Raw genomic sequence first — 23584 nt, 5'->3', positions numbered from 1 at the left:
CACAGGAAGCCTGAAGCCATGAACATCCAGACCAAGGTCTCGCGCTACTCGCAGGAATTCGATCCGCCCGTGCGCGGCGACACCATCACCGCCGACCGCTACATCTCGAAGGAGTGGATGGACGGCGAGATGAAGAACCTCTGGCCGAAGGTCTGGCACCTTGGCGGCCTGCTGGCGGAACTGGAGGAGCCGGGCGACATCATCCGGCACAACTTCGCCAAGGAATCCGTCATCATGGTCAGGCAGGAGGACGACTCGATCAAGGCGTTCTACAACTCCTGCCCGCACCGGGGGAACCGCCTGATCCTGGGTGAGATGACGAGCGTGCCGCGCATCGTCTGCGGCTATCACAACTGGACTTTCGACCTCGACGGCACGCTGGCGAAAGTACAGGATCCCGACGATTTCGAGGGCGGCACGCCCTGCGGCAAGGTCCACCTCTCCGAACTGCGCTGCGAGACTTGGGGCCCGTTCGTGTTCTGGTGCATGGACGACGACGTCGCCCCGCTGCACGAATGGCTCTCGCCGTTCCCTGAGCGTCTCAAGGGCTACGGCATCGAGAACTGGGTGCGCGTGCTCAACGTCTCGGCAGACGCGGACTTCAACTGGAAGATCATCCGCGACAACTTCAACGAGAGCTACCACCTCCCGACCATCCACCCGGAACTGGCGACCTTCATCAACGACGGCCTGCCCGACACGCTGTTCGAGATGTACCCCTCGGGCCATAACTCGATGTGGATGAAGGGCCATCAGGCGACCACCCGCGTCGATTACCACACCTCCGAAGTGCCCGCTCCGCTGGGCGAGGCGGCACGGGCCTGGGACATCGATCCCGAGGAATACAACGGCCGCACCGGCGACCTGCGCGAAGCGATCATCGAGGCGAAGCGCCGCCTCGGTCCGGGGCGCGGCTACACCAATTACGACAACATGAGCGACCAGCAACTGGTGGACTACTTCCACTGCACGCTGTTCCCCAACCTCACCCTCACCATGAGCCCCGAGCAGCTGCAGGTGCTGCGCACCGAGCCGCACCCGACCGACCCGGAAAAGTGCGTGTTCCAGCACTGGTGCCTCTATCCGCCGGTGGATGGCATGAAGGAGGTGTTCACCCCGCTCGGCATGCTGCCGCTGGAGCATGACGCGGTGGCGCGCCACTCTGTCTATGGCGACGGGGTTTCGGTGGGCTACGTCGCGGATCAGGATCTCTCGATCGGCACCAGCCAGCAGCAGGGCCTCAACTCGCGCGGGTTCAAGGGCTGCATCCTGCCGGGACAGGAAAAGCGCATCCAGCGCTTCCACGAACTGCTCAACGACTATGTGAAGGGCGCGCCAGTCTAATGGCTGCGCCCGGCGTTCCGGGCTCCCACGTCATGCAGGTGGCTTTCATGGTCGAAGACCTCGAAGCCGCCTGCATGCACTGGGTGCGCACCACCGGGATCGGGCCGTTCCTCACCGTGCCGCATGTGGTGCTGGAGGAATATTCCTATTGTGGCAGGCCGGCGTCCGGCCTCGATTTCTCGGTCGCCATCGCCCAATCGGGCGGTGTGCAGATCGAACTGATCCAGCAGCACTGCGACAACCCTTCGGCCTATCGCGACACCGTGGCCAAGGGGCAGGGCGGCTTCCACCACCTTGCCGTCTATACCGACGACTACGCGGCGACTTACGCCCGCTATGTCGACCAGGGCTTCGTCGTCGCGGTGGACGGCAGCTTCGGCGGCTTCCGCTTCAGCTACATCGACACCAGCGCGACGCTTGGCTGCATGATCGAACTGATCGAGGAAAACCCGCTCCAGAGCGATTTCTTCGCCCGCATCGCCAGCGCCGCAGTCGGCTGGGACGGCGCCGAGCCGATCCGCCCCGGCTTCCCCATGATGGCGCAATAGAGAGGATACCCCGAAATGACCGCCTGCCCCATCGAGGATCGCCTGGCGATCCAGGATCTGCTCGTCTCCTACGCCCACGCCGTCGACAGCCTGCACGACCTCGACGGCATCTGCGCCGTCTTCGTCGAGGACGCGGTGTTCGACCTGTCGGGGATCGGCTTTCCCAGCCTCAACGGACACGCGGAAATCCGCAAGTTCTTCGAGGACACCTTCGCGGCGATGTCCGCGCACGCGCACTACCTGACGAACTTCGCGGTGACCGCCTACGACGGCGATACCGCCTCGATCCGCGCCTATGTGATCGGCATGGGCAAGTACAAGGCGGGCGGCGGGATCACCGTCAACGGGCGGTACTACTTCGACGTCGTGCGCACGGCGGACGGGTGGAAGGCGAAGCGCTACACGATGGACTTTCTCATTCCGATCGAGGGGTGAGGTTCGACGCACTTCCCGCCTCCACGGGGGCGGGCGTACCCTACACCCCCGCCAGCGTCACCCCGAAGATCTCCTTCCGCGGCCAGCCATCCTCGGCGTAGACCGCCTCCACCCCGGTCGCGCCGTAGAGCTGCACGCCGAAGCCGGTGATCTCCCACTGCTCCAGATGCGCGCGCATCTTCGCGTAGGGCGGGTCGGCGAAGTGCTGGAGCAGGTCCACTTCACTCTCCCACTCCTCGTAGACCTGGATCACGCCGGGATCGAGCGGGTCCACCGCCCAAGTGTAGGCGAGGCAGCCCCGCTCCTCCCGCGCGGCGAGGATGTGGTCGCGGCCGGTGGTGATGATCTCGGTGCAGGTCGCGTCGTCGCCGGCGTAACGCAGCCATCCGGCCACGATGATGCGCATGGGTCTGTTCCTCTCGCTCGTTGTGAGGCGGAGGCTAGGGGGCGTGCGGGACAGGCGCCGCTCTCACTTTGCACAGGTGGCCGCAAGGGCGCGCGGGGGCCAAGTCAGGCCCGATAACAGGCGCGGGAGAATGCGGCATGACGGGACGGATCGAAGGCAAGGTGGCGCTCGTCACCGGCGGCGCCTCGGGACTGGGCGAGGCCATCGTGCGCCGCTACGTGGCCGAGGGCGCGTCGGTGCTGCTGGCCGATATCGACGCGGAGGCGGGCGAGCGACTGGCCGCCGAACTCGGCGACGCGTCGCGTTTCGTGCCCCTCGACGTGACGCAGGAAGCACAGTGGATCGCCGCCTTCGCGCAGGCGGACGCGCTGCATGGGCGGCTCGACGTGCTGGTGAACTGCGCGGGCATCACCACGATCGGCTCGGTGGAGGCGCTGACGCTCGATGCCTTCCGCCATGAACTCGACGTCGACCTGCTCGGGCCGTTCCTCGGCTGCAAGCACGTCGTCGCGCTGATGAAGCGCACCGGCGGCTCGGTCATCAACATCGCCTCGATGGCGAGCATCCGCGCCGCGCACTACCTTGCCGCCTACAACGCCGCAAAGGCGGGCGTCACCCACATGACCAAGTCCATCGCGCTGCACTATGCGCGCGAGAAATACGGCATCCGCTGCAATTCGGTGCATCCCGGCGTGATCCACACGCCGATACTCGACAAGGTTCTCGCGCAGTCGGACCAGCCGGATAAGCTCTACGCCGAATGGGTCGCCGGGCATCCGATCGGCCGCCTCGGCCAGCCGGAGGAAGTGGCGGCGCTGTGCCTCTACCTCGCCAGCGACGAAAGCGCCTTCGCGACCGGAGCGGAGTTCGTGCTGGACGGAGGCTCGTCGCTCTAAAGTGAGTCCGCTTCCTGCGGCTCCTCGGCGGGCGCGTCCTCGCCCAGAACGCCTCTCCAGAAGCGCACGATGTTCTCGGCGTTCACGCCCCACGAGAAGCGGCTGACGTGTTCGGCCACCTCGTCCTGGCTCGGCGGGTCGGACAGGATGTCCTCGACGGCGGCGGCGATGGCTGCGGGCGTGCGCTCGGCGATGCGGCCTGCGCTGGCGTCGCTGACGATCTCGCGCGCGCCGCCGATGTCGGGGATGACGATGGGCGTGCCGCAGGCAAGCCCCTCGACCCAGACGTTGGCGAGCCCCTCGCTGGCGGACGGAAGCACCAGCACGTCGGCGGCGCAGAGCACATGGGGCAGCAGTTCGTGGTCGATCAGGCCGAGGAACTGCACCCGTTCGGACACGCCCAGCTTCAGCGCCAGCGCCTTGAGCCGCGCCTCGTCCTCGCCCGCGCCTGCCAGGGCAAGGTGCGCGTCGGGCAGGCGGGTCAGCGCCTCGATCACCAGAGCCTGACCCTTGCGCGGGATCAGCGCGCCCGGCGTCACCAGCAGCGGACCTTCGGGCCAGATCTCGAGGTTCGGCATGGCCGACACCAGCGCGCGGGCGGCGCCGCGCTCGATCGGATGGAACTTCTCGCGGTCGAGGCCGGTGTAGTGGATCTCGATCCGGTCGGCCGGCATGCCGAGCGCGATCATGTCCTCGCGCAGCGCCTGGCTGACCGCGAGGAGGCCGGCCGACTGGTTCGCCGCCGCCAGCATCTGCTTGAGCGCGTGCGGGCGCTGGCCCCAGAAGTGGATGTCCGCCCCGCGCGACTTGATCGTCAGCGGCAGGCCCAGTTCCCGCGCGATGATCGCCGCAGCCGGGCCGTCCGGGAAGAAGAACTGCGCATCGACGAGGTCGAACGGCTTTTCCTTGTGCAGCTTGCGCACCAGCGGCAGCACGGCCTTCGCGATGCGCCCCGGGTTGGTGTCGCCACCGACCTTGGGGAAGGTCGTGAACCGGGGGTAGTGGACCCGCAGGCCCACGTCTTCGCTGCAATCCGGGATGCGCTTGAGCCGCGCATAAGGCTCGCGGTTGGAGAGCGGCCACGGCGGAATGCCGATGGGGCTCACCATCGTCAGCTCGATCTCACCTTGCGCGACGACCGCGCGCATCTGGTTGCCGACGAAGACCCCGAACGAGGGCTTCACCGGGTTCGGGAACAGCGTGGCGATCGAGAGGACGTGCATCGGGGCCTAGAGCTTGCGGACGAGCATCTCGGCAACTGCCAGCCAGGCGGGTTGTTCCACCGTCACCGGGCTCTTGCCGGTGGCCGGAGGCAGCAGCGTGACGGACTCCGCAGCACCTTCCATCAGCCGCCCGAAGGCGAAACGGCCGCCGGGCAGGGGGGCGAGCACATCGCGGTTGAGCAGCGCAGAGGCTTCGTCCGGGGTGTGCTGGCGCAACCAGAGCTGGTCGCCCTCGCGATAGGCGCCGACGGCAGTATCGACCGAAACCACCAGCCACGGCGCGTCGGCGGAGAGGTCGTTGGGCAGCACCGCGTCGATCGGCTTGCGCAGCGCTTCCGCGCCTTTGACGCCCAGCGTCGCGACGAGACGGGCAGGCTCCGCACCCTCGGACCGCAGCAGCGTTTCCGGCTCCACCTGCAGCGCGGCGGCGATCCGGTTCATCCATACGAGAGAGAGATTCCGCATCCCCGTTTCGAGCCGGCCGATGGTCTGCGCCGTGGTCGGCGGGTCGCATGCCGCCGCCACGTCGGCGAGCGTCATGCTCTTCTGGCGACGGATGTCGCGAATGCGGTTTATCATACTTGCCCCTGAAACCGATATGGTTTTCGATGGTTTTGCAACGAATTGCGCGGTTTTGCAAGGGTTACGAAGGTTACGACCGGGTTACCCCTCCACCTGCTCGGCCAGTTCCAGCCAGCGTTCCTCGGCGGCGTCCTTGTCGGACCGGGCCTTGGCGATGGCGTCGGACAGCGCGGCGAACTTCTTCGGGTCGCGCGTGTAGAGCGCCGGATCGGACAGCGCCTGCTCGTCGCGCACGATGGCGGCTTCCAGTTCCTCGATCCGCTTGGGCAGCAGTTCGTAGTCGCGCTGGTCCTTGTAGGAGAGCTTGGTCTTCTTCGCGGGCATCGGCGGGGGCGGGGCGGTTTCGGCCTTCGCCTTCTTGGCCGCGCCCACCGTGCGCTCGCGCCGCTTGGCTTCCCAGTCGGCATAACCACCCGCGATCACGTCGATATGGCCCGAGCCGTCGAGGCCGAGCGTCACGTTCACCGTGCGGTCGAGGAAGTCGCGGTCGTGGCTGACGATCAGCACCGTGCCGTCATAGTCCGAGATGACTTCCTGAAGGAGATCGAGCGTTTCGAGGTCTAGGTCGTTGGTCGGCTCGTCCAGCACCAGCAGGCTGGAGGTGCGGGCGAACTCGCGCGCGAACAGCAGGCGCGAGCGTTCGCCGCCGGACAGTGTGCCGACCTTGGCCTCGACCAGACCCGGATCGAACAGGAAGTCCTTGAGGTAGCCCTGGATGTGCTTGCGCACGCCGCGCACGTCGATCCAGTCGCTGCCTTCGGCCAGCACGTCGCGGATGCGCATTTCGGGGCTCATGCGGCTGCGCTGCTGGTCGATCACGGTGGCGTCGAGAGTGGCGGCCTGCGTCACGGTGCCGGAATCGGGCTGGATCTCGCCCATCAGCAGCTTGAGCAGCGTGGTCTTGCCCGAGCCGTTCGCGCCGACGATGCCGATGCGGTCGCCGCGCTGGATACGCAGCGAGAAGTCCTTGATGACCGTGCGGTCTCCGAACTTCTTGGTCACCTTGTCGGCGACGATGACCGACTTGGTCTTGCTGTCGTTGGCGACCACGGCGAGCTTGGCGGCGCCCTGCGGGCCGACCATGGCGGCGCGCTCCGCACGCATCTCCCACAGCTTGGCGAGACGGCCCTGGTTGCGCTTGCGGCGGGCGGTGACGCCGCGTTCCAGCCAGTGCGCCTCGATCTTGAGCTTGGCATCGAGCTTCTGCGCGGCGCGCGCTTCCTCGGCGTAGACTTCCTCTTCCCACGCCTCGTAGCCGCCGAAACCGATGTCCTTGCGGCGCAGGCCGCCGCGATCGAGCCACAGCGTCGCATTGGTCAGGCGGGTCAGGAAGGTACGGTCGTGGCTGATGACCACGAAGGCGCCGTTGTAGCGCTGGAGCCAGCCTTCCAGCCAGTCGATCGCGGCAAGGTCGAGGTGGTTGGTCGGCTCGTCCAGCAGCAGCAGGTCGGGCTCCATCGCCAGCGCGCGGCACAGCGCGGCACGGCGACGCTCGCCGCCCGACGCGCTCTTGGCCTCGCGCGAGAGGTCGATGCCGAGCTGGTCGGCGATGGCTTCCACCTCATGCCGGGGCGGGGCGTCGTCGCCGTGGATGGTGAAGTCCAGCAGCGTGTCGAAGCCGGTGAAGAACGGATCCTGCTCCAGCGTCACCACGCGCGTGCCCGGCTGCACCGAGCGGGTGCCCTTGTCGGCATCGACGATTCCGGCGATCAGCTTGAGCAGCGTCGTCTTGCCCGCGCCGTTGCGGCCGATCAGGGCCAGCCGGTCACGCGGGGCGATATTGATGTCGAGGCCCTGGAAGAGCCAGCCGGAGCCCTGGACGAGGCCGAGGTTTTCCCAGCTCAGGATTGGTGCAAGTGCCATGCGCCGCGCCCTACAGGTGCTTTGAGCAGATTGCCAGACGTAGCGCTGTGCAGCGGGCTAGCTCACACTCGTCGTCATTGCGAGCGCAGCGAAGCAATCCATGGTCAGGCACCGCCGCGGGATTGCTTCGCTGCGCTCGCAATGACGAGGTGCGTTGCTTCAACGCCACACCCGAAACCTGTCTGCCACCTTCCGGCCACATTCAGGACTTGTTCAACGGTTCAAGTTTAGGCACCCAAGCCGTGATGAAAAGGATTTCCACCCTGCTTGCGGCGCTGGCCGTGCTTCCTGTTCTCGCTTCGCCCATCGCCCACGCCGATTCCGGCGGCGAGCAGGGCGAGGTGCGGCGCGAGCGTCGTGCCGGCAACGTGATGCCGCTGCGCGAGATCGAGCGCGAGGTGCTGCCGCGCATGTCTGGCATGCAGTACCTCGGCCCCGAATACGATCCGGCGGCGATGGCTTATCGCCTCAAGTTCATCAAGAACGGCAAGGTCTACTTCGTCGATGTCGATGCCCGCACGGGGCGCATCATCGGCCAGTCGCGCTAGCGGCGTGCAGAGGGAACCAAGGAGGTTTCCGTTGCTTGACCGTTTCGGCCTTTGCGCCCATCTCAACTCCGTTCATGTAGGAGGACGGTAAATTGCGCATCCTGATCGTCGAGGATGAGCCCACCCTGGGCAACCAGCTCAAGACCACGCTGGAGCAGAACGGCTACGCCGTCGATCTCTCCGCCGATGGCGAGGACGGGCACTTCCTTGGCTCCACCGAGGACTACGACGCGGTAATCCTCGACCTCGGCCTGCCCGAGATCGACGGCCTGACCGTGCTCGGCATGTGGCGGCGCGAAGGGCGCACGTTCCCCGTGCTGGTCCTCACCGCGCGCGACAGCTGGTCGGACAAGGTCGCGGGGCTCGACGCCGGCGCCGACGACTATCTGGCCAAGCCGTTCCAGACCGAGGAACTGATCGCCCGCCTGCGCGCGCTGATCCGCCGCGCTTCGGGCAACACCTCCAGCGAGCTGACCGCGGGGCCGGTGCGCCTCGACACCCGCTCGGGCCGCGTCACGCTGGCCGGGGAGCCGGTCAAGCTGACCGCGCAGGAATACAAGCTGCTGTCGTACCTCATGCACCACAAGGGCAAGGTGGTCAGCCGCACCGAACTGATCGAGCATATCTACGATCAGGATTTCGACCGCGATTCGAACACGATCGAGGTCTTCGTCACGCGCATCCGCAAGAAGCTGGGTGCCGACGTCATCACGACGATCCGTGGCCTTGGCTACAGCCTCGACGACCCCGCCGAACCCGGCCGCGGCTGAGCCCGAAATTGACGCACGCGTGAAGCGGCCCGCCAGCACGGGCTCGCTCGCGCGGCGCATGATGCTGATCGCGGCGGGGTGGATCTCGTTCCTCCTTCTCGCGGGCGGGCTGGCGCTCGACAGCACCGTCACCGGTATCGTCACGCGCAATTTCGACGAGCAACTCGGCTACATGCTGACCGGCATGATCGGCTCGGCGGAGATCGGTCCGGACGGAGAGGTGTTCTTCATCCGCCCGCTCGGCGACCAGCGCTTCCTCGAGCCGAACTCAGGCCTCTACTGGCAGATCCGGGCGAAGGGGCACGAGGACTTCCCCTCGCGCTCGCTGTGGGATCGCACGCTGAACGTGCCCGACGGGCATTTCGACACCGAGACCCACGTCTACGACAGCTTCCAGTTCGAGGGCGAGCCGCTGCGCGTGATGGAGCGCTCGATCATCCTGCCGGGTAGCGATACCCGCTGGATGTTCACCGTCGCCGCCAGCCGCCGCGATCTCAACGAGCAGATCAAGATGATCCGCTCGATCCTCGTCTACAGTTTCGTCGCGCTGGGCTTCGGCCTGCTGCTGATGGCGGGGATGCAGACGTGGTACGGCCTGTTCCCGCTGCGTCACGTCCGCCGCGCGATCCAGAAGCTGCGCACGACCGGCGCGAGCCGGGTCAACGATCCGCTCCCGCGTGAGGTCGAGCCGCTGGTCAACGAACTCAACGCGCTGCTCGCCCATACCGAGCGGCAGGCAGAGGAGGCGCGCACCCATGCGGGCAACCTCGCCCATGCACTCAAGACGCCGCTGACGGTGGTGATGAACGCGGCTACCGCCAAGGCGCCTGACCTTGCCGACACCGTGATCCGGGAGGCGGCGGTGATGCGCCGCCAGGTCGACCACCACCTCGCCCGTGCCCGTGCCGTCGGTCGCCGCGCCGTCGGCCAGTCGCGCGCAGAGATCTGGCCCAGCCTCGAAGCGGTGCTGCGCGCGGTCGAGAGGCTCTACGACCAGACCCGCTTCGACCTCGACGGCAACCACGACGTCACCGTGGCGCTGGAGAAGCAGGATCTGGAGGAAATCCTCGGCAACCTGATCGAGAACGCGGCCAAGTACGGCGGCGGCAGCGTCTTCGTGACCGTGGACACCGGCAAGGACGAGCGCTTCTGCGAGGTCTGGATCGAGGACGACGGCATGGGCATCCCCGAGGCCGAGCGCATCCGCATCTTCGATCGCGGCGCGCGGCTCGACACCGGCAAGCCCGGCACCGGCCTCGGCCTCGCCATCGTGCGCGACGTGGTGGAGATCTACGGCGGCACCGTCGAACTCGACGAGAGCGAGGATCTGGGCGGGCTGCTGGTCAGGCTGAAATTGCCGCGCGTGGTCGGCTGAGATATTTGCGCGGTACATTTCGGGGTAAGCCGCCTCGTACCGGGTTGCGGTCACGGGCAGGGGGGCTATCTGCGGCGCATATCGGAATCAGGAGTACCCATGAGCAAGCCCATCAACGTTCCGCTGACTTCGGACGAGATCGAAATGCTGGTCGACGCGCTTGAGGTTGATCTCGAGGGTTACCTCGAATCGGCCAAGGAAGCCCGCGGCAACGGCAACCGCGACGACGTCGCGACCTTCACCGAAGCGGCGACGCGCATCCAGACCCTGATGGCGCGCCTGCAGGATCTGGTGGAAGAGTAAGAAGGACCAACTTCCTCCCCGAGCTTGCTCGGGGAGGGGGACCATCCGAAGGATGGTGGAGGGGGATAGGCCATCCCATTCCCCCTCCGTCAGTCGCTTCGCGACTGCCACCTCCCCGAGACAAGCTCGGGGAGGAACGTGTCAGCCCTCGCTCTTGGCCCGTTCGTGGTGGCGGATCACTTCGTCGATCACGAAGCGGATGAACTTCTCGCCGAAGTCCGGATCGAGGTGCGCGTCCTCGGCCAGCTTGCGCAGGCGGGCTATCTGGCGTTCCTCGCGGCCGGGGTCGGAGGCGGGCAGGTCGGTCTTCGCCTTGTATTCGCCCACGGCCTTGGTGATCCGGAACCGCTCTGCGAGCATATGGATCAGCGCGGCGTCGATGTTGTCGATGCTGGCGCGGAAGCCGGCGAGAACCGGATCGATCGAAGGGGTGTCCTGAGTCATCGAACCGCGCGCTAGCACGGCATTCCCGTCTCTGCCAATCGGGTTGCACACACGACCTGAACCGTTTGCACTTGCGTTGCAGGCGGCTTGCGCCCAAAGCCCCGGACGATGAGTGCAGATGTCGTCCCCCTGCAGACGCGCAGGCAGCAACCCTCCCTTGCTCCCATGCTGGCGCTTACCGCGCCCGGCATGAACAGCGTCAATGCCGTCATCCTCGACCGCATGCAGAGCGAGATTCCGCTGATTCCCTCGCTCGCCGGCCACCTGATCTCGGGGGGCGGCAAGCGGATGCGTCCGATGCTGATGGTCGCCGCTGCCGAACTGTGCGGCTACCAGGGCACGCGCCACCACAAGCTGGCCGCTGCCGTGGAATTCCTGCACACCGCGACCCTGCTGCACGACGATGTTGTCGACGGTTCGGACATGCGCCGTGGCAAGGCCGCCGCCAACATCGTCTTCGGCAACCCGGCGACCGTGCTGGTGGGCGACTTCCTGTTCACCCGCGCCTTCGAACTGATGGTCGAGGACGGCAGCCTCAAGGTGCTCAAGGTCTTCTCCAAGGCCAGCTCGATCATCGCCGAGGGCGAGGTCGACCAACTGACCGCGCAGCGCCGGATCGAGACGAGCGAGGAGCACTACCTCCAGATCATCGGCTCCAAGACCGCCGCGCTGTTCGCCGCCGCCACCCGCATCCCGGCCATCGTCGCCGAGAAGAGCGAGGCGGAGGAGCAGGCGCTGGATGCCTACGGCCGCAATCTCGGCATCGCCTTCCAGCTTGTCGATGATGCGATCGACTACGATTCTGAAGTGGGCGAATCGGGCAAGGACAAGGGCGACGACTTCCGCGAGGGCAAGATGACCCTGCCGGTGATCCTCGCCTATGCGCGCGGCAATGCCGAGGAGCGCAAGTTCTGGGAGGACGCCATCGCCGGCTTCCTTACCGAAGACGAGCACCTTGCCCACGCGGTCGAACTCATCAACCGCCACGGCTGCGTCGAGGCGACCCGCGAGCGCGCGCGCCACTACGCCCAGCGCGCCATCGACGCCATCGCCGGCTTCCCGGCGGGCGAGGCACGCACGGCCATGGCGGAAGCGGTCGAGTTCGCGGTGGCGCGTCGTTACTGACGCTTTGCGACAGTCTGCAACAAAGCCGTAATTGCGGCGTGTCCACGGCTCGCTTATGGAGGCGCGCCATGCCTTCCTACGCCGATGGGGGCGCTACCGGCTACCAGTCCGGTTCGCCCCGCCAACGTCTGATATCTTCGCTGCTGTCTGCGGCGATCATCGTGATCGCTCTGCTGATCGCGCTGTACCAGACTGCCGTCGCGCCGCAGCAGAAGAAGGCGCGGAATCCCGTCACCTTCAACATCGAGGGTGAGGACGCCGACAGCGGCAAGAAGGCGCCCGAGAAGGCGAAGAAGGCCGAATCCGTCGAGAAGGACCAGCCGCAGCAGTCCGAAGTCCGCGTCGAGACTCCGGTTCCGCCGGTCGAGAAGCCCACCGAAACGCCGGAGAAGCCCGCGTTCAGCTTCCTAAAGGTGTCGCGCGCGGACATGGCAGCGGCGGATATCGGCGCGATGAAGCGATCGGGCAGCGGCGACGCCGGGCTGGCCAAGGGCAACAACGGCTCGACTTACGGCCCCGGCGAGGGACCGGGCGGCGCGGTGCTCTACAACGCGGACTGGTTCAAGGAGCCGACCGACGCCCAGCTTGGCGGCTACATACCGACCAACGCGCCGCCAGCGGGATGGGGCATGGTCGCCTGCCAGACGATGGACCGCTACCGCGTCGACAACTGCCAGATCCTCGGCGAATCGCCGCGTGGCTCGGGCTTCGGGCGTGCCGTGCTCAACGCCGCGTGGCAGTTCCAGGTGATCCCGCCGCGGATCAACGGCAAGCCGCAGGTCGGCGAGTGGGTCCGTATCCGCATCCAGTACGGATCGCGCAGCAGCGCAGGCTGAGCGATCGCGTCAGGCGCTCCACCGCAGCGCGCCGGGCTCCGCGATCTGACCAAGCAGCTTGTCCAGTGTCATGGGCCGGGCGATGAAGTATCCCTGCGCCAGCGAGAACCCGGCAAGGCGCGCGCTGACAAGCTGGTTCTCGGTCTCGATCCCCTCGATCACGCATTCCAGCGACAGCGAACGCGCGAGGTGGCGGATGGCGGTGATGAGCCGACGGCCGGCAGCCTCGTCCAGCCGTGCCGCGAAGCTGCGGTCGATCTTCACCATGTCGAGCGGCAGCTGGTGCAGAGACGAGAGGCTGGAATAGCCCGTGCCGAAATCGTCGAGCGCGATCCGCATCCCGGTCTCGCGCAGGCGTTCCAGCGCAGCGCTGGCGGTATCGAATTCCGAGATCAGCGACGATTCGGTGATCTCGATCAGCAGGCGTCGCGGGTCGCAGTCGGACGTGGCGATGCGCTCCAGCAGCGCGTCTATCGTGTCCGGGTTGCAGATATCGTTGCCCGAAAGGTTGAACGAGACGCGCAGCGTGGACGGCAATTTTCCTACGGCATGAAGCGCCTTGTCGAACAGCGTCAGCGTTACTTCGCGGGCGCGGCCGACGCGCTCCGCCGACGAGATCAGCAGTTCCGGCGAGATGTCGCCGAGGCGCGGCGAGCGCCAGCGGGCGAGGCATTCGACGCCGATCGTCTCAAGATCGTGCGTGGCGACGATCGGCTGGAAGTTGAGCGACAGCTCCTTGACGAGATCTGCCCCCTGCAAGGCCGCGTCGAGCGCCTGCTCGGTGCGGATCAGCCGCTCCAGCTCCGTCGAGAACAGCACGCACTGGCCGCGCTTGTGGTTCTTGGCGTGGTAGAGGGCGAAGTCGGCGCGGTCGAACAGCAGGTTGGCCGTGGTCGCGGTGTCCGGGTAGACCGCAAGTCCCGCCGAGCAGCCGACCGAGACCATGATGTCGCCGATGCGCGCCGGTTCGCGGATGGCGCGGCACAATTCGTTGGCGATGCGTTCCGCATGGCGCGCGCCGCCCATGACGATGAGCCCGAATTCGTCGCCGCCGAGCCGGGCGACGATGGCGTCGGCAGGGCACCCGCTGGTCATGCGCGACCCGATGATCTGCAGCAGCCGGTCGCCGTGCGCGTGGCCGTGGGTGTCGTTGATCGGCTTGAACCGGTCGAGGTCGATCAGGCCGACGCTGAACACCTCATGCGGTTCCGACTCGTCCAGCAGGTTCTCCAGCGTGGAGAAGAAGTAGCGGCGGTTGGGCATCCCCGTTAGCGCATCGGTCTGCGCGAGGCGGGCGTTCTCCTCGCCCAGTACCTGCGCCTGCCGCCGCTCGGCGTGCAGGTCGCGCTGGGAGGTCTCGAGCTCCACGAACGAGCCGTAGGAATCGCGCAGGATCTTGAGGATGCCGATGGCGACTAGCGCAATGTTCCCGGCGATCGCGATCAGCACTTCGGCGCCGATCACCAGCGAATAGGCAAGGAAGGTGCCCAGCACCGTCACGCAGACCGCTATCGCCGCGCGCGGCAGGAAGCTCAGGCAGAACACGCAGCCGAGCACAGTGACCGATACGAAGACCGCGACGTGGCCATGCTCGTAGGGCCCGCCATACTGGTCGAGCGCCAGTGCCCAGGCGACGAACGCCATCGCGAAGGCGACGGCGAAGAAATGCGTGCGGCGCAGGCGGACGCGGGCCGCTTCTGGCTCGAGGTCCGTCGCCTTCACCGGCTGGCGCCACACCACCATGCGGGTCAGGCACGCGGCGATGAGGATCGTGGGGATCGTGTAGACCAGCAGCGTCGGCGCGATCTCGCGATGCGTGAATGCGAGTACCACCGCGTTGATCGACAACAGCCCGTACAGCGGCGGGATGTGTTCGCGCAGGCGCAAGTATTGCGCGACGCTGAGAGGATACTGTCCGGCAAGATGCATGGGGCGCTGGGCTAGGCTCTGTCGTGGACGGGGGGATCCCAAGTGATCTTCCCTAGAGCCTAAGTCTTTATGAAGGGTGGACGTGCCCGAAGATTACTCCGATCTGGAAATAACCCGTCCCGCATCCGTTTCGTGCCGGCGCTTTCCTCACGGCCATCGGGCGATTAAAGGCCCCGGCGTGAGCACGCTTCCGATCCATGCCGTCCTGCCCGACCTGCTTGCCGCGCTGCGCGCGGACACGGCCGCCGTACTCATCGCGCCGCCGGGCGCGGGCAAGACCACGGCTCTGGCGCCTGCGCTGCTGGGCGAGGACTGGTGCAACGGGACCGTGATCCTGCTGTCCCCTCGCCGCGTCGCCGCCCGCGCCGCCGCCGAGCGGATGGCGGAGCAACTCGGCGAGCAGGCGGGCGAGACGATCGGCTACGTCACCCGCCTCGACGTGAAGCGATCCGCTCGAACACGGGTCATGGTGATGACCGAGGCGATCTTCGTCTCGACGATCCTTGCCGACCCGGAACTTCCCGGCGTTTCCGCGGTGCTGTTCGACGAGGCGCACGAACGTCACCTCGACAGCGACCTCGGCCTGGCGCTGGCGATCGAGAGCCGGGCGGTCCTGCGCGAAGACCTGCGCGTGGTGGTGATGTCCGCCACCATCGACGGCTCGCGCTTCGCCCGCCTGCTGGGCGAGGGCACGCCGGTGATCGAGAGTGCGGGCAAGGCCTGGCCGCTCGAATTGCGCTGGCTCGGCCATGCGCCTGACCGGCGGATCGAGGACGCGATGGTCTCGGCGCTGCTGACCGCATGGCGCGAGCAGAAGGGCGACGTGCTCGCCTTCCTCCCCGGTGTGCGCGAGATCGAGCGCGTGGCGGAGGGGCTGGCGCAGAAGCTGCCGTCCGCTCTGGTCCTGCCGCTGCATGGCCAGTGCGAGCCGTCTGCCCAGCGCACGGCGATCCGGCGCGATGCGGACGGGCGGCGGCGGATCGTGCTGGCGACCGCCATCGCCGAGACTTCGCTGACTCTGGATGGGGTGTCGGTGGTGGTCGATGCCGGGCTGTCACGCCGGGCGGAGTTCGACAAGGCGGCGGGCGTCACGCGGCTGGTCACGCATCGCGCGAGCCGTGCCTCGGCGGCCCAACGCGCGGGTCGCGCGGCGCGTCAGGGGCCGGGTGTCGCCTATCGCCTGTGGGAAGAGGCCGCGCATGCCGGACGACCGGAGTTCGACCCGCCCGAGATGCTGACCAGCGACCTCGCGCCGCTGACGCTGGCGCTGGCGCAGTGGGGCGCGGGCGATCCCGAGGCGATGGCCTGGCTCGATCCGCCGCCGGTTCCGGCGCTGGACGCCGCGCGCAAGGGGCTGGAAGTGCTCGGCGCGCTGGACGGCGAGGGGCGCATCACCGCTTTCGGTCGCAAGGTCGCCAGCCTGCCGATGGACCCGGCGCAGGCCGCGATGATCCTCCGCGCGACCGAGCATGGTGCGGGCGATGAGGCGGCGCGACTGGCGCTGCTGCTGCAGGAGCGGGGCCTCGGCGGGCGCAGCGATGATCTCGCGCAGCGCCTGTCACGCTGGGACGCGGACCGTTCGCCCCGCGCGCAGGCGTCTCGCAAGCTGGCATCGGGCTGGGCACGGCGCGCGCGTGCTCTGGTCCAGGCTGGGGAGCCGGACATGGTCCCGCCGGGTATTCTGCTCGCTCTCGGTCGCCCCGACATGGTCGCGCGGCGGCGTGACGCTTCGGGCGAGACGTGGCTGAGCGCGGGGGGCAGGGGCTACGTGCTCGACCCGGCCTCGCCGCTCGCCTCGCGTGAATGGATGGTCATCGGCGACGCGCAGGGGCAGGCCAAGGGGGCGCGCATCCTCTCCGGCGCCTCGCTGGAAAGTGCCGAGGTCGAGGCATGGCTGGGCGATGCCATCGAGCGCCGCACGGTCCTGCGCTGGAACGAGGCGGATGCCCGCGTCGAGGCGCGGCTGGAGCGGCGGCTGGGCGCGATCACCCTCGCCAGCGGCCCCGATCCGTCGCCCGATCCCGAGGCGATCCGCGCCTTCCTGATCGAGCGTATTCGCGCCAAGGGCCTGTCGCTTGTCCCGCTGGGCAAGGGCGCGCAGGCTTTCCTGCGCCGCGCCCGCTATGCCGGGATCGAGGCGATGTCCGAGGAGGCGCTGCTGGCCGATCTGGAGGACTGGCTCGGCCCGCTGTTGGGTCGCAGGCTCGATGCGCTTGATGGGGGCGCGGTGTCGCAGGCGCTGCGCAACCGCCTGACCTGGGATGACCAGCAGGCGCTGGAGCGGCTGGCCCCCGCGGAGTTCCGCAGTCCGGCAGGCTCGACCCATCCCATCGATTACGAGGACGAGGGCGGCCCTTCGGTCGAAGTGCGGGTGCAGGCGCTGTTCGGGCTCGACCGGCATCCGGGCTTCGGCCAGCCTTCTCAGCCGCTGCTGCTCAAGCTGACCTCGCCCGCCGGTCGCCCGATCCAGACCACGCGCGACCTGCCGGGCTTCTGGCGCGGATCGTGGCGCGACGTGCAGCGCGACATGAAGGGCCGCTACCCCCGCCACCGCTGGCCGGACGAACCCTGGACCGAAGACCCCAGCCTCAAGACGCGCAATGCTTTCGAAGCAAGCCGAAAGGCGTGATTCGCGCTTGCTTTCGGGCTCGATTCGGGGGCAAAGCGCTGGCTCATGAGTGCACGCATTTATCAACGCCCGAAGAACGCCATGCAGTCCGGCAAGGCGCTTCTCGACCTGTGGACCCTCGAATTTGCGCCCGCAGAGGCGAAGAAGCCTGATCCGCTGATGGGCTGGGCCGGTTCGGGCGACACGCAGCAGCAGGTGATCCTGCGCTTCCCGACTGTGGACGAGGCGAAGGCCTATGCCGACAAGTACGGCATCGAGGCTGAAGTTCACGCCACCCCGCCGCGCCGCCTCAAGATTCAGGCTTATGCCGACAACTTCCGGTAAGACAGTTTTGAGCACGTCTTGACGTTGTACAGATTTATGTACATATTCGTCGCATGGATGTGCTCTCGTTCTCCGAAGCGCGCGCCAATTTCAAGGCGCTGATGGATCATGTGGTGGACGATCGTTCGCCCGTGATCGTCACGCGCCAGAAGGCGGAAGCGGTCGTGATGGTTTCCCTGTCCGACTGGAACGCCATGGCCGAAACCATGCATCTGCTTTCCACGCCCGCGAACTCGCAGCGGCTCCGCGACGCTGTTCGGGAATTCGATATGGGCGAGGGCGAGGAACACGATCTCGTCCAGCCCTGAGGCGCGCATGAAGATCGTCTTCGCTTCCCGCGCCTGGGAAGATTATCAACATTGGGTAGCGAACGATCGCGCGACGCTGGAGCGCCTAAACGCGCTGGTCGAGCAATGTCGGCACACTCCGTTCAAGGGCACCGGCAAGCCCGAGCCGCTCAAGGGCGAATTGCAGGGCTGGTGGTCCCGGCGGATCAATCAGGCGGATCGGCTGGTCTATCGTGTCGCGGGCACCGGTGCCGAGCAGCGGCTCGAAATCGCGCAATGCCGGTTCCATTACGCCTGACGCTTGCATTCCGGTGAAACCCTCGCCATAGGGCGCTCCGGGAGTCGGACGGGCGCTTGCGTCCGCCAACTTGGTCAGGTCCGGAAGGAAGCAGCCACAACGGGTTGCGGCGGGTCGTTCGGCTCCTTCATTTCTTCACATCGCTGAATATGCATGCCTTTGTGCTCATCGCGGCGCGAAGGCTGTGGAACATGGCGCTTTCCCCCTGACATCCGGGCCGCCAGTCCCTAGTTTGCGCGACGATGGACGATTCACGCGACATGTTCGGCGACACGCCCCCCTGGGATGACGATGACCGGGACGACGATGCGCCCGACGCCGCCGAACTGGAGGCGGCGGGGCAGCAGTCGATGTTCGGCGATCCCGAGCCTGCGCCGGAGCCGAAGCCGAGCGCCGCGGAACTCGAAGCCGCCGGGCAGGCGGCGATGTTCGCCGAAGCGCCCAAACCCGCTCCCGTCCCCGCTCAGGCCGAGCCTTTCGAAGCCCCCGCAGCCAAGGCTCCGTCCGGCGCTCCCGCGCAGCCCTACCGGGTACTCGCGCGCAAGTATCGCCCACAGACTTTCGCCGAACTGATCGGGCAGGAGGCGATGGTGCAGACCCTCGCCAATGCGATCAAGCGCGACCGGCTGGCGCATGCCTTCCTGATGACCGGCGTGCGCGGTGTCGGCAAGACCTCGACTGCGCGCCTCATTGCCAAGGCCCTGAACTGCATTGGCCCCGACGGGCAGGGCGGTCCGACGATCGACCCTTGCGGCAAGTGCGAGCCCTGCATCGCCATCGCCGAAGGGCGCCACATCGATGTGATCGAGATGGATGCCGCCAGCCACACCGGCGTCGACGACGTGCGCGAGATCATCGAGGCCGTGCGCTATGCCGCCGTCTCTGCGCGTTACAAGATCTACATCATCGACGAAGTCCACATGCTCTCGCGCAACGCCTTCAACGCGCTGCTCAAGACGCTTGAGGAGCCCCCGGCGCATGTGAAGTTCCTCTTCGCGACGACCGAAGTCGACAAGCTGCCGGTGACGGTGCTGTCGCGCTGCCAGCGCTTCGACTTGCGGCGCATTCCCGCCCCGATGCTGGCGGGGCACTTCGCCAATGTCTGCGCCAAGGAAGGCGTCGAGGCCGAGGCCGAGGCGCTCGCCATGGTCGCCGCGGCTGCCGAGGGCTCGGTGCGTGACGGCCTGTCGATCCTCGACCAGGCTATCGCCCATGCCGATCTGGACGGCGAAGGCCAGGTCCGCGCCGACAAGGTGCGCGACATGCTCGGCCTTTCGGACAAGAGCGTGCAGAGGAAGCTCATCGCCGCGATCCTCGACGGCAAGGGTGGCGAACTGCTCGATCTGGTGGCGCACCAGTTCGCGCTCGGCGTCGAGCCGATCGCGCTGATGCGCGGGCTGATGGAACTGACGCACCGGGTCGCCGTGGCGCAAGTCAGCGGCAGCGCCGAGGCGCACTCGACCGAGGAGCGCGAGGCGATCGAGGGCTGGGCCAAGGCGCTGCGCGCCGGCCAGATCCATCGCCTCTGGCAACTGCTGCTCAAGGGGCATGACGAAGTGAAGTCCGCGCCCGATCCGCTGGTTGCGGCGCAGATGGCGCTGCTGCGGATCATGCACGCGACCGACATGCCCGATCCCGGCGCGCTGGTGCGCAAGCTGGAGGAGATCGCCGCGCGCGCGCCTGCGGCTCCGGTCGTGCAGGACGGCGGGGCTGCGCCTTCCGGTCCGGCGGCTTCGGCTCCGGCAGCGGTTTCCCCGCGCTGGGAAGCACTGGTCGACGATGTCGAGCATGCGGGCGAGATGTCGGCGGCCAACACCATGCGGATGCAGGTGCGCGTGGTGGAGCTTGCCCCGGGAATCCTGCGCTATACCCAGCCGCCCGGCTTCAACGAGGATATCGTCGGCGTACTGCGCGGCGGGCTTCAGGCGGCTACCGGCGAACGCTGGCAGGTGGAGAAGGTCTCGGCCGAAGGCGCGCCCACGCTCGTCGAGGTCCATGAGGTGAAGAAGGCTGCCGACGCCGATGCGCTGCGCACCTCGCCGCTCGTCGAGGCGACGCTGGCCGCGTTCCCCGGCGCCGAATTGATTCAGGAGGACCGTCAGGCCGCCATCGGTGGCGGCGGTCGCAATTGGAGACGTTGAGATGAAGTCGATGGAAGAGATGATCCAGGCTGCCCAGCAGGCCGCCGAGACCATCCAGAAGCAGATGAACGAAACCCAGGGCAAACTCGACCAGCTCGAGGTCGAGGGTCTTTCGGGCGGCGGTCTCGTCAAGATCCGCTGCTCGGCCAAGGGCCGCGTGATCGGCGTGGCGATCGACGACAGCCTGATGGTCGCCAGCGAAAAGCCGATCCTCGAGGATCTGATCGCCGCCGCCTACAACGACGCGCGCGTGAAGGCGGACTCGGTCGCCAACGAGGAGCTCGCCAAGGCGCAGCAGGGCATGGGCCTGCCGCCGGGCTTCAAGCTGCCATTCTGAGAACGCTCGGAAAATTTCGGGGCGGGCGTTTCGCGGCATTGCGTCGCGCGCTCGCCTCGAGCTTGCATGGGGGCCGTGCATGGCTCTCGCGAGCAATGGGTCCATACCCGTCGGAAAATTCACTCGGATTCGGACCCGGCTCTTGATGCCTGGTCCCGTTTCGGGGCGTAGATACCAGTAGCGAACGGCCCGGTTTCCACGGCCTTTCACCTACAAAAGATTGCATGGCGGCGCAAAGACCCCATATTCTGCGCGATAGCCGGGGGAGGGCCGCAAGGCGTTCTTCCGCGCGTGATGAACTGGATACTGCTTTGAACCTGCTTCCGCTTCTGCCGCTGCGTGACATCGTCGTCTTCCCGGGCATGGTCGTGCCCCTCTTCGTTGGCCGTGAGAAATCCGTGGCCGCGCTCGAAGCCGCGATGGCCGGCGACAAGGACATCTTCCTGCTCGCGCAGCTCGATCCCGGCTGCGACGACCCGGATCGCGACGATCTCTACGACACCGGCGTGGTCGCCAGTGTTCTCCAGCTGCTCAAGCTGCCGGATGGCACCGTGCGCGTGTTGGTCGAGGGCCAGGACCGCGCCCGTCTGGAGACGCTGCGCTCCGAGACGACGGAAGAGGGCGAGATGCTGGTCGCCGGTGTCGAGCTGATCGAGCCGACCGAGGCCGAAGGCACCGAAGTTGCGGCGATGATGCGCACCGTCGTCGACCAGTTCAACGAATACGCCAAGCTCAACAAGAAGCTGAGCCAGGACGCGGGCGAACAGCTCGGCGACATCGAGGACGCGGCTAAGCTGGCGGACACGGTTGCAGCGCAGCTGTCGGCCAAGGTGTCCGACAAGCAGGCCGTCCTGTCCGAGGCCGACCCGCTCAAGCGCCTGGAAATGGTCTATTCCTTCATGGAAGGCGAACTCGGCGTCCTGCAGGTCGAGCGCAAGATCCGTGGGCGCGTGAAGCGCCAGATGGAAAAGACCCAGCGCGAGTATTACCTCAACGAGCAGCTCAAGGCGATCCAGTCGGAGCTCGGCGGCGGCGAGGGTGACGAGGGCAACGAGCTTCAGGAGCTCGCCGAGAAGATCGAGAAGACCAAGCTCTCCAAGGAAGCCAGGGAAAAGGCGACCACCGAGCTGAAGAAGCTCAAGTCGATGCAGCCGATGAGCGCCGAGGCGACCGTCATCCGCAACTACCTCGACGTGCTGCTGGGCTTGCCGTGGGGCAAGAAGAGCAAGCTCAAGCGCGACATCTCGTCGGCGCAGGAGATCCTCGACGCCGATCACTACGCGCTCGACAAGGTCAAGGACCGCATCGTCGAGTATCTGGCGGTGCAGGCGCGCACCAACAAGCTGAAGGGGCCGATCCTGTGCCTCGTCGGTCCTCCGGGCGTCGGCAAGACCTCGCTGGGCAAGTCGATCGCCAAGGCGACCGGGCGTGAGTTCATCCGCCAGTCGCTGGGCGGCGTGCGCGACGAGGCCGAGATTCGCGGTCACCGCCGTACCTATATCGGCTCGCTGCCGGGCAAGATCGTCACGAACCTGCGCAAGGCGGGCAAGTCCAACCCGCTGTTCCTGCTCGACGAGATCGACAAGCTTGGTCAGGACTTCCGTGGCGATCCGGCCTCGGCGCTGCTCGAAGTGCTTGATCCGGAGCAGAACGCCAAGTTCCAGGATCATTACCTCGAACTCGACATCGACCTGTCGGACGTGATGTTCGTCTGCACCGCGAACAGCCTGAACCTGCCGCAGCCGCTGCTCGACCGCATGGAGATCATCCGCCTCGAAGGTTACACCGAGGACGAGAAGGTCGAGATCGCCGAGCGTCACCTGATCCGCAAGCAGGTGGAGGCGCACGGGCTCAAGAAGGGTGAGTTCACGCTGACCCAGGATGGCCTGCGCGATCTGATCCGCTACTATACCCGTGAGGCAGGCGTGCGCACGCTGGAGCGTGAAGTCGCGCGACTGGCGCGCAAGTCGCTGCGTCAGATCCTCGAAGGCAAGGCCAAGCAGGTCACGATCACGCCGGAAAACCTCGCGGAGTTCGCGGGCGTGCGCAAGTTCCGCCACGGCGTCGGCGAGGAAGAGCATCAGGTCGGTGCGGTCACCGGACTCGCCTGGACCGAAGTGGGCGGCGAACTGCTGACGATCGAAAGCGTGACCGTTCCCGGCAAGGGCGCGATCAAGGCGACCGGCAAGCTGGGCGACGTGATGAACGAGTCGATCTCGACCGCGTTCAGCTTCGTGCGCGCCCGCTCGCCCGCCTATGGCATCAAGCCGAGCGTGTTCCACAAGAAGGATATCCACATCCACCTGCCCGAAGGCGCGGTGCCCAAGGATGGTCCTTCGGCGGGCATCGGCATGGTGACGTCGATCGTGTCAACGCTGACCGGCAATCCGGTGCGCAAGGACGTCGCCATGACCGGCGAAGTCACCCTGCGCGGCCGGGTGCTGCCGATCGGAGGGCTCAAGGAAAAGCTGCTCGCGGCCCTGCGCGGCGGCATCACCACGGTGCTGATCCCGGAGGAGAACCGCAAGGATCTGGCGGAAATCCCCGACAACGTGAAGCAGGGACTCGACATCATCCCCGTCAGCCACGTCGACGAGGTGCTGGCCAAGGCACTGACCGAACCGCTCACCGCGATCGAATGGACCGAGGCGGACGAACTGGCCGCGGCACCGCAGCCGCATCAGCCGTCACCGGCCGCGACCGCGCACTGAACGTAGTCCCCCTCTCCTGCACGCGGGAGAGGGGGACTACGAACGTCTATCGGCTTGCTCGATTTCACGGATACGCCGTCGCTCGTCGAGCACGGCGTATTTTTGTGTTATATACGCTCTCGTTCTGATTGCTCCGGCGACATCGCGTCCAACATTCAGAATGGTTTAAGACGGCCCAAATGGACCTGTTTCCAGAACTCTGAATAGTTCCACATCCAATCTGGCAGCAT

At 66.8% G+C, this 23584-nt stretch carries 23 protein-coding genes and 1 other RNA gene; 18 read left to right on the top strand and 6 right to left on the bottom strand.

Annotated elements, in window-relative coordinates:
• The first annotated feature begins 18 nt into the window (after positions 1-18).
• The 3 genes from LO787_RS01560 to LO787_RS01550 are packed head-to-tail and all read left to right on the top strand — an operon-like array spanning position 19 to position 2327.
• Entirely contained in the window at positions 19-1344 is a 1326-nt protein-coding gene (locus LO787_RS01560) for an aromatic ring-hydroxylating oxygenase subunit alpha (RefSeq protein WP_232494137.1), read from the top strand.
• The gene (locus LO787_RS01555) at positions 1344-1892 is read left to right on the top strand and encodes a VOC family protein (RefSeq protein ID WP_232494136.1); all 549 of its coding nucleotides are present in this window, start codon (positions 1344-1346) and stop codon (positions 1890-1892) included. Before LO787_RS01560 ends, LO787_RS01555 begins: the two co-directional genes overlap by 1 nt.
• Before the next feature lie 15 nt (positions 1893-1907).
• On the top strand, positions 1908-2327 hold the full coding sequence (locus LO787_RS01550) for a nuclear transport factor 2 family protein (protein WP_232494135.1): 420 nt from the start codon (positions 1908-1910) through the stop codon (positions 2325-2327).
• A 40-nt stretch (positions 2328-2367) separates the two neighbouring features.
• Here the strand turns inward: LO787_RS01550 and LO787_RS01545 are convergent, their stop codons facing one another.
• On the bottom strand, positions 2368-2733 hold the full coding sequence (locus tag LO787_RS01545) for a putative quinol monooxygenase (protein ID WP_232494134.1): 366 nt from the start codon (positions 2731-2733) through the stop codon (positions 2368-2370).
• Between the two features lie 137 nt (positions 2734-2870).
• Between LO787_RS01545 and LO787_RS01540 the strand changes: the two genes are divergently transcribed.
• On the top strand, positions 2871-3629 hold the full coding sequence (locus LO787_RS01540) for a glucose 1-dehydrogenase (RefSeq protein ID WP_232494133.1): 759 nt from the start codon (positions 2871-2873) through the stop codon (positions 3627-3629).
• Here LO787_RS01540 and LO787_RS01535 read toward each other — a convergent pair.
• From LO787_RS01535 to LO787_RS01525, 3 genes are all read right to left on the bottom strand, one after another.
• On the bottom strand, positions 3626-4852 hold the full coding sequence (locus LO787_RS01535; RefSeq protein ID WP_232494132.1) for a glycosyltransferase: 1227 nt from the start codon (positions 4850-4852) through the stop codon (positions 3626-3628). The genes LO787_RS01540 and LO787_RS01535 overlap by 4 nt on opposite strands.
• A 6-nt stretch (positions 4853-4858) precedes the next feature.
• The gene (locus LO787_RS01530; protein ID WP_232494131.1) at positions 4859-5431 is read right to left on the bottom strand and encodes a helix-turn-helix domain-containing protein; all 573 of its coding nucleotides are present in this window, start codon (positions 5429-5431) and stop codon (positions 4859-4861) included.
• An 84-nt stretch (positions 5432-5515) separates the two neighbouring features.
• Positions 5516-7297, bottom strand: a complete 1782-nt coding sequence (locus tag LO787_RS01525) for an ABC-F family ATP-binding cassette domain-containing protein (RefSeq protein WP_232494130.1) — start codon at positions 7295-7297, stop codon at positions 5516-5518.
• 245 nt (positions 7298-7542) lie between these two features.
• On the opposite strand from LO787_RS01525, the gene LO787_RS01520 reads away from it, so the two are divergent.
• The 4 genes from LO787_RS01520 (at position 7543) to LO787_RS01505 (ending at position 10293) form a co-directional block, all read left to right on the top strand.
• A complete protein-coding gene (locus tag LO787_RS01520; protein WP_232494129.1) occupies positions 7543-7845 on the top strand; it encodes a PepSY domain-containing protein in 303 nt (100 codons plus the stop codon).
• A 92-nt stretch (positions 7846-7937) separates the two neighbouring features.
• Positions 7938-8615 (top strand): response regulator transcription factor, encoded by a 678-nt coding sequence (locus tag LO787_RS01515; RefSeq protein WP_232494128.1) that lies wholly within the window; start codon positions 7938-7940, stop codon positions 8613-8615.
• A 58-nt stretch (positions 8616-8673) separates the two neighbouring features.
• Positions 8674-9990 carry a sensor histidine kinase gene (locus LO787_RS01510; protein WP_232496220.1) on the top strand — a complete coding sequence of 439 codons (1317 nt, stop codon included), beginning with the start codon at positions 8674-8676 and terminating at the stop codon, positions 9988-9990.
• A gap of 99 nt (positions 9991-10089) precedes the next feature.
• Entirely contained in the window at positions 10090-10293 is a 204-nt protein-coding gene (locus LO787_RS01505; protein ID WP_103094562.1) for a hypothetical protein, read from the top strand.
• 141 nt (positions 10294-10434) lie between these two features.
• Here the strand turns inward: LO787_RS01505 and LO787_RS01500 are convergent, their stop codons facing one another.
• Positions 10435-10737: a chorismate mutase gene (locus LO787_RS01500; RefSeq protein WP_232494127.1), complete on the bottom strand. Its 303-nt coding sequence runs from the start codon at positions 10735-10737 to the stop codon at positions 10435-10437.
• 108 nt (positions 10738-10845) lie between these two features.
• Between LO787_RS01500 and LO787_RS01495 the strand changes: the two genes are divergently transcribed.
• Together LO787_RS01495 and LO787_RS01490 are read left to right on the top strand one after the other, a co-directional pair.
• A complete protein-coding gene (locus tag LO787_RS01495) occupies positions 10846-11862 on the top strand; it encodes a polyprenyl synthetase family protein (RefSeq protein WP_232494126.1) in 1017 nt (338 codons plus the stop codon).
• A 68-nt stretch (positions 11863-11930) separates the two neighbouring features.
• The gene (locus tag LO787_RS01490; protein WP_232494125.1) at positions 11931-12698 is read left to right on the top strand and encodes an energy transducer TonB; all 768 of its coding nucleotides are present in this window, start codon (positions 11931-11933) and stop codon (positions 12696-12698) included.
• A gap of 9 nt (positions 12699-12707) precedes the next feature.
• On the opposite strand, the gene LO787_RS01485 is transcribed toward LO787_RS01490, so the two are convergent.
• Positions 12708-14585 carry a putative bifunctional diguanylate cyclase/phosphodiesterase gene (locus LO787_RS01485; protein WP_232494124.1) on the bottom strand — a complete coding sequence of 626 codons (1878 nt, stop codon included), beginning with the start codon at positions 14583-14585 and terminating at the stop codon, positions 12708-12710.
• A 220-nt stretch (positions 14586-14805) separates the two neighbouring features.
• Between LO787_RS01485 and hrpB the strand changes: the two genes are divergently transcribed.
• The 8 genes from hrpB (at position 14806) to lon (ending at position 23354) form a co-directional block, all read left to right on the top strand.
• Positions 14806-17256, top strand: a complete 2451-nt coding sequence (hrpB, locus tag LO787_RS01480; RefSeq protein ID WP_232494123.1) for an ATP-dependent helicase HrpB — start codon at positions 14806-14808, stop codon at positions 17254-17256.
• 45 nt (positions 17257-17301) lie between these two features.
• A complete protein-coding gene (locus tag LO787_RS01475; RefSeq protein WP_232494122.1) occupies positions 17302-17580 on the top strand; it encodes an ETC complex I subunit in 279 nt (92 codons plus the stop codon).
• Positions 17581-17633: 53 nt separating this feature from the next.
• Positions 17634-17888 carry a type II toxin-antitoxin system Phd/YefM family antitoxin gene (locus LO787_RS01470; RefSeq protein WP_232494121.1) on the top strand — a complete coding sequence of 85 codons (255 nt, stop codon included), beginning with the start codon at positions 17634-17636 and terminating at the stop codon, positions 17886-17888.
• Between the two features lie 7 nt (positions 17889-17895).
• Positions 17896-18165 carry a Txe/YoeB family addiction module toxin gene (locus tag LO787_RS01465; RefSeq protein ID WP_232494120.1) on the top strand — a complete coding sequence of 90 codons (270 nt, stop codon included), beginning with the start codon at positions 17896-17898 and terminating at the stop codon, positions 18163-18165.
• A 36-nt stretch (positions 18166-18201) separates the two neighbouring features.
• Positions 18202-18298: signal recognition particle sRNA small type (gene ffs / locus LO787_RS01460), an RNA gene on the top strand.
• 109 nt (positions 18299-18407) lie between these two features.
• The gene (locus tag LO787_RS01455; protein WP_232494119.1) at positions 18408-20306 is read left to right on the top strand and encodes a DNA polymerase III subunit gamma/tau; all 1899 of its coding nucleotides are present in this window, start codon (positions 18408-18410) and stop codon (positions 20304-20306) included.
• Between the two features lies 1 nt (position 20307).
• On the top strand, positions 20308-20643 hold the full coding sequence (locus LO787_RS01450; RefSeq protein WP_103098110.1) for a YbaB/EbfC family nucleoid-associated protein: 336 nt from the start codon (positions 20308-20310) through the stop codon (positions 20641-20643).
• A 362-nt stretch (positions 20644-21005) separates the two neighbouring features.
• Positions 21006-23354 carry an endopeptidase La gene (lon, locus tag LO787_RS01445; RefSeq protein WP_232496219.1) on the top strand — a complete coding sequence of 783 codons (2349 nt, stop codon included), beginning with the start codon at positions 21006-21008 and terminating at the stop codon, positions 23352-23354.
• Positions 23355-23584 lie beyond the last annotated feature (230 nt).

The organism is Novosphingobium kaempferiae (assembly GCF_021227995.1).
In the GTDB taxonomy this organism is placed as follows: Bacteria; Pseudomonadota; Alphaproteobacteria; order Sphingomonadales; family Sphingomonadaceae; genus Novosphingobium; species Novosphingobium kaempferiae.
This window is presented reverse-complemented; position numbering and strand designations above follow the sequence as displayed.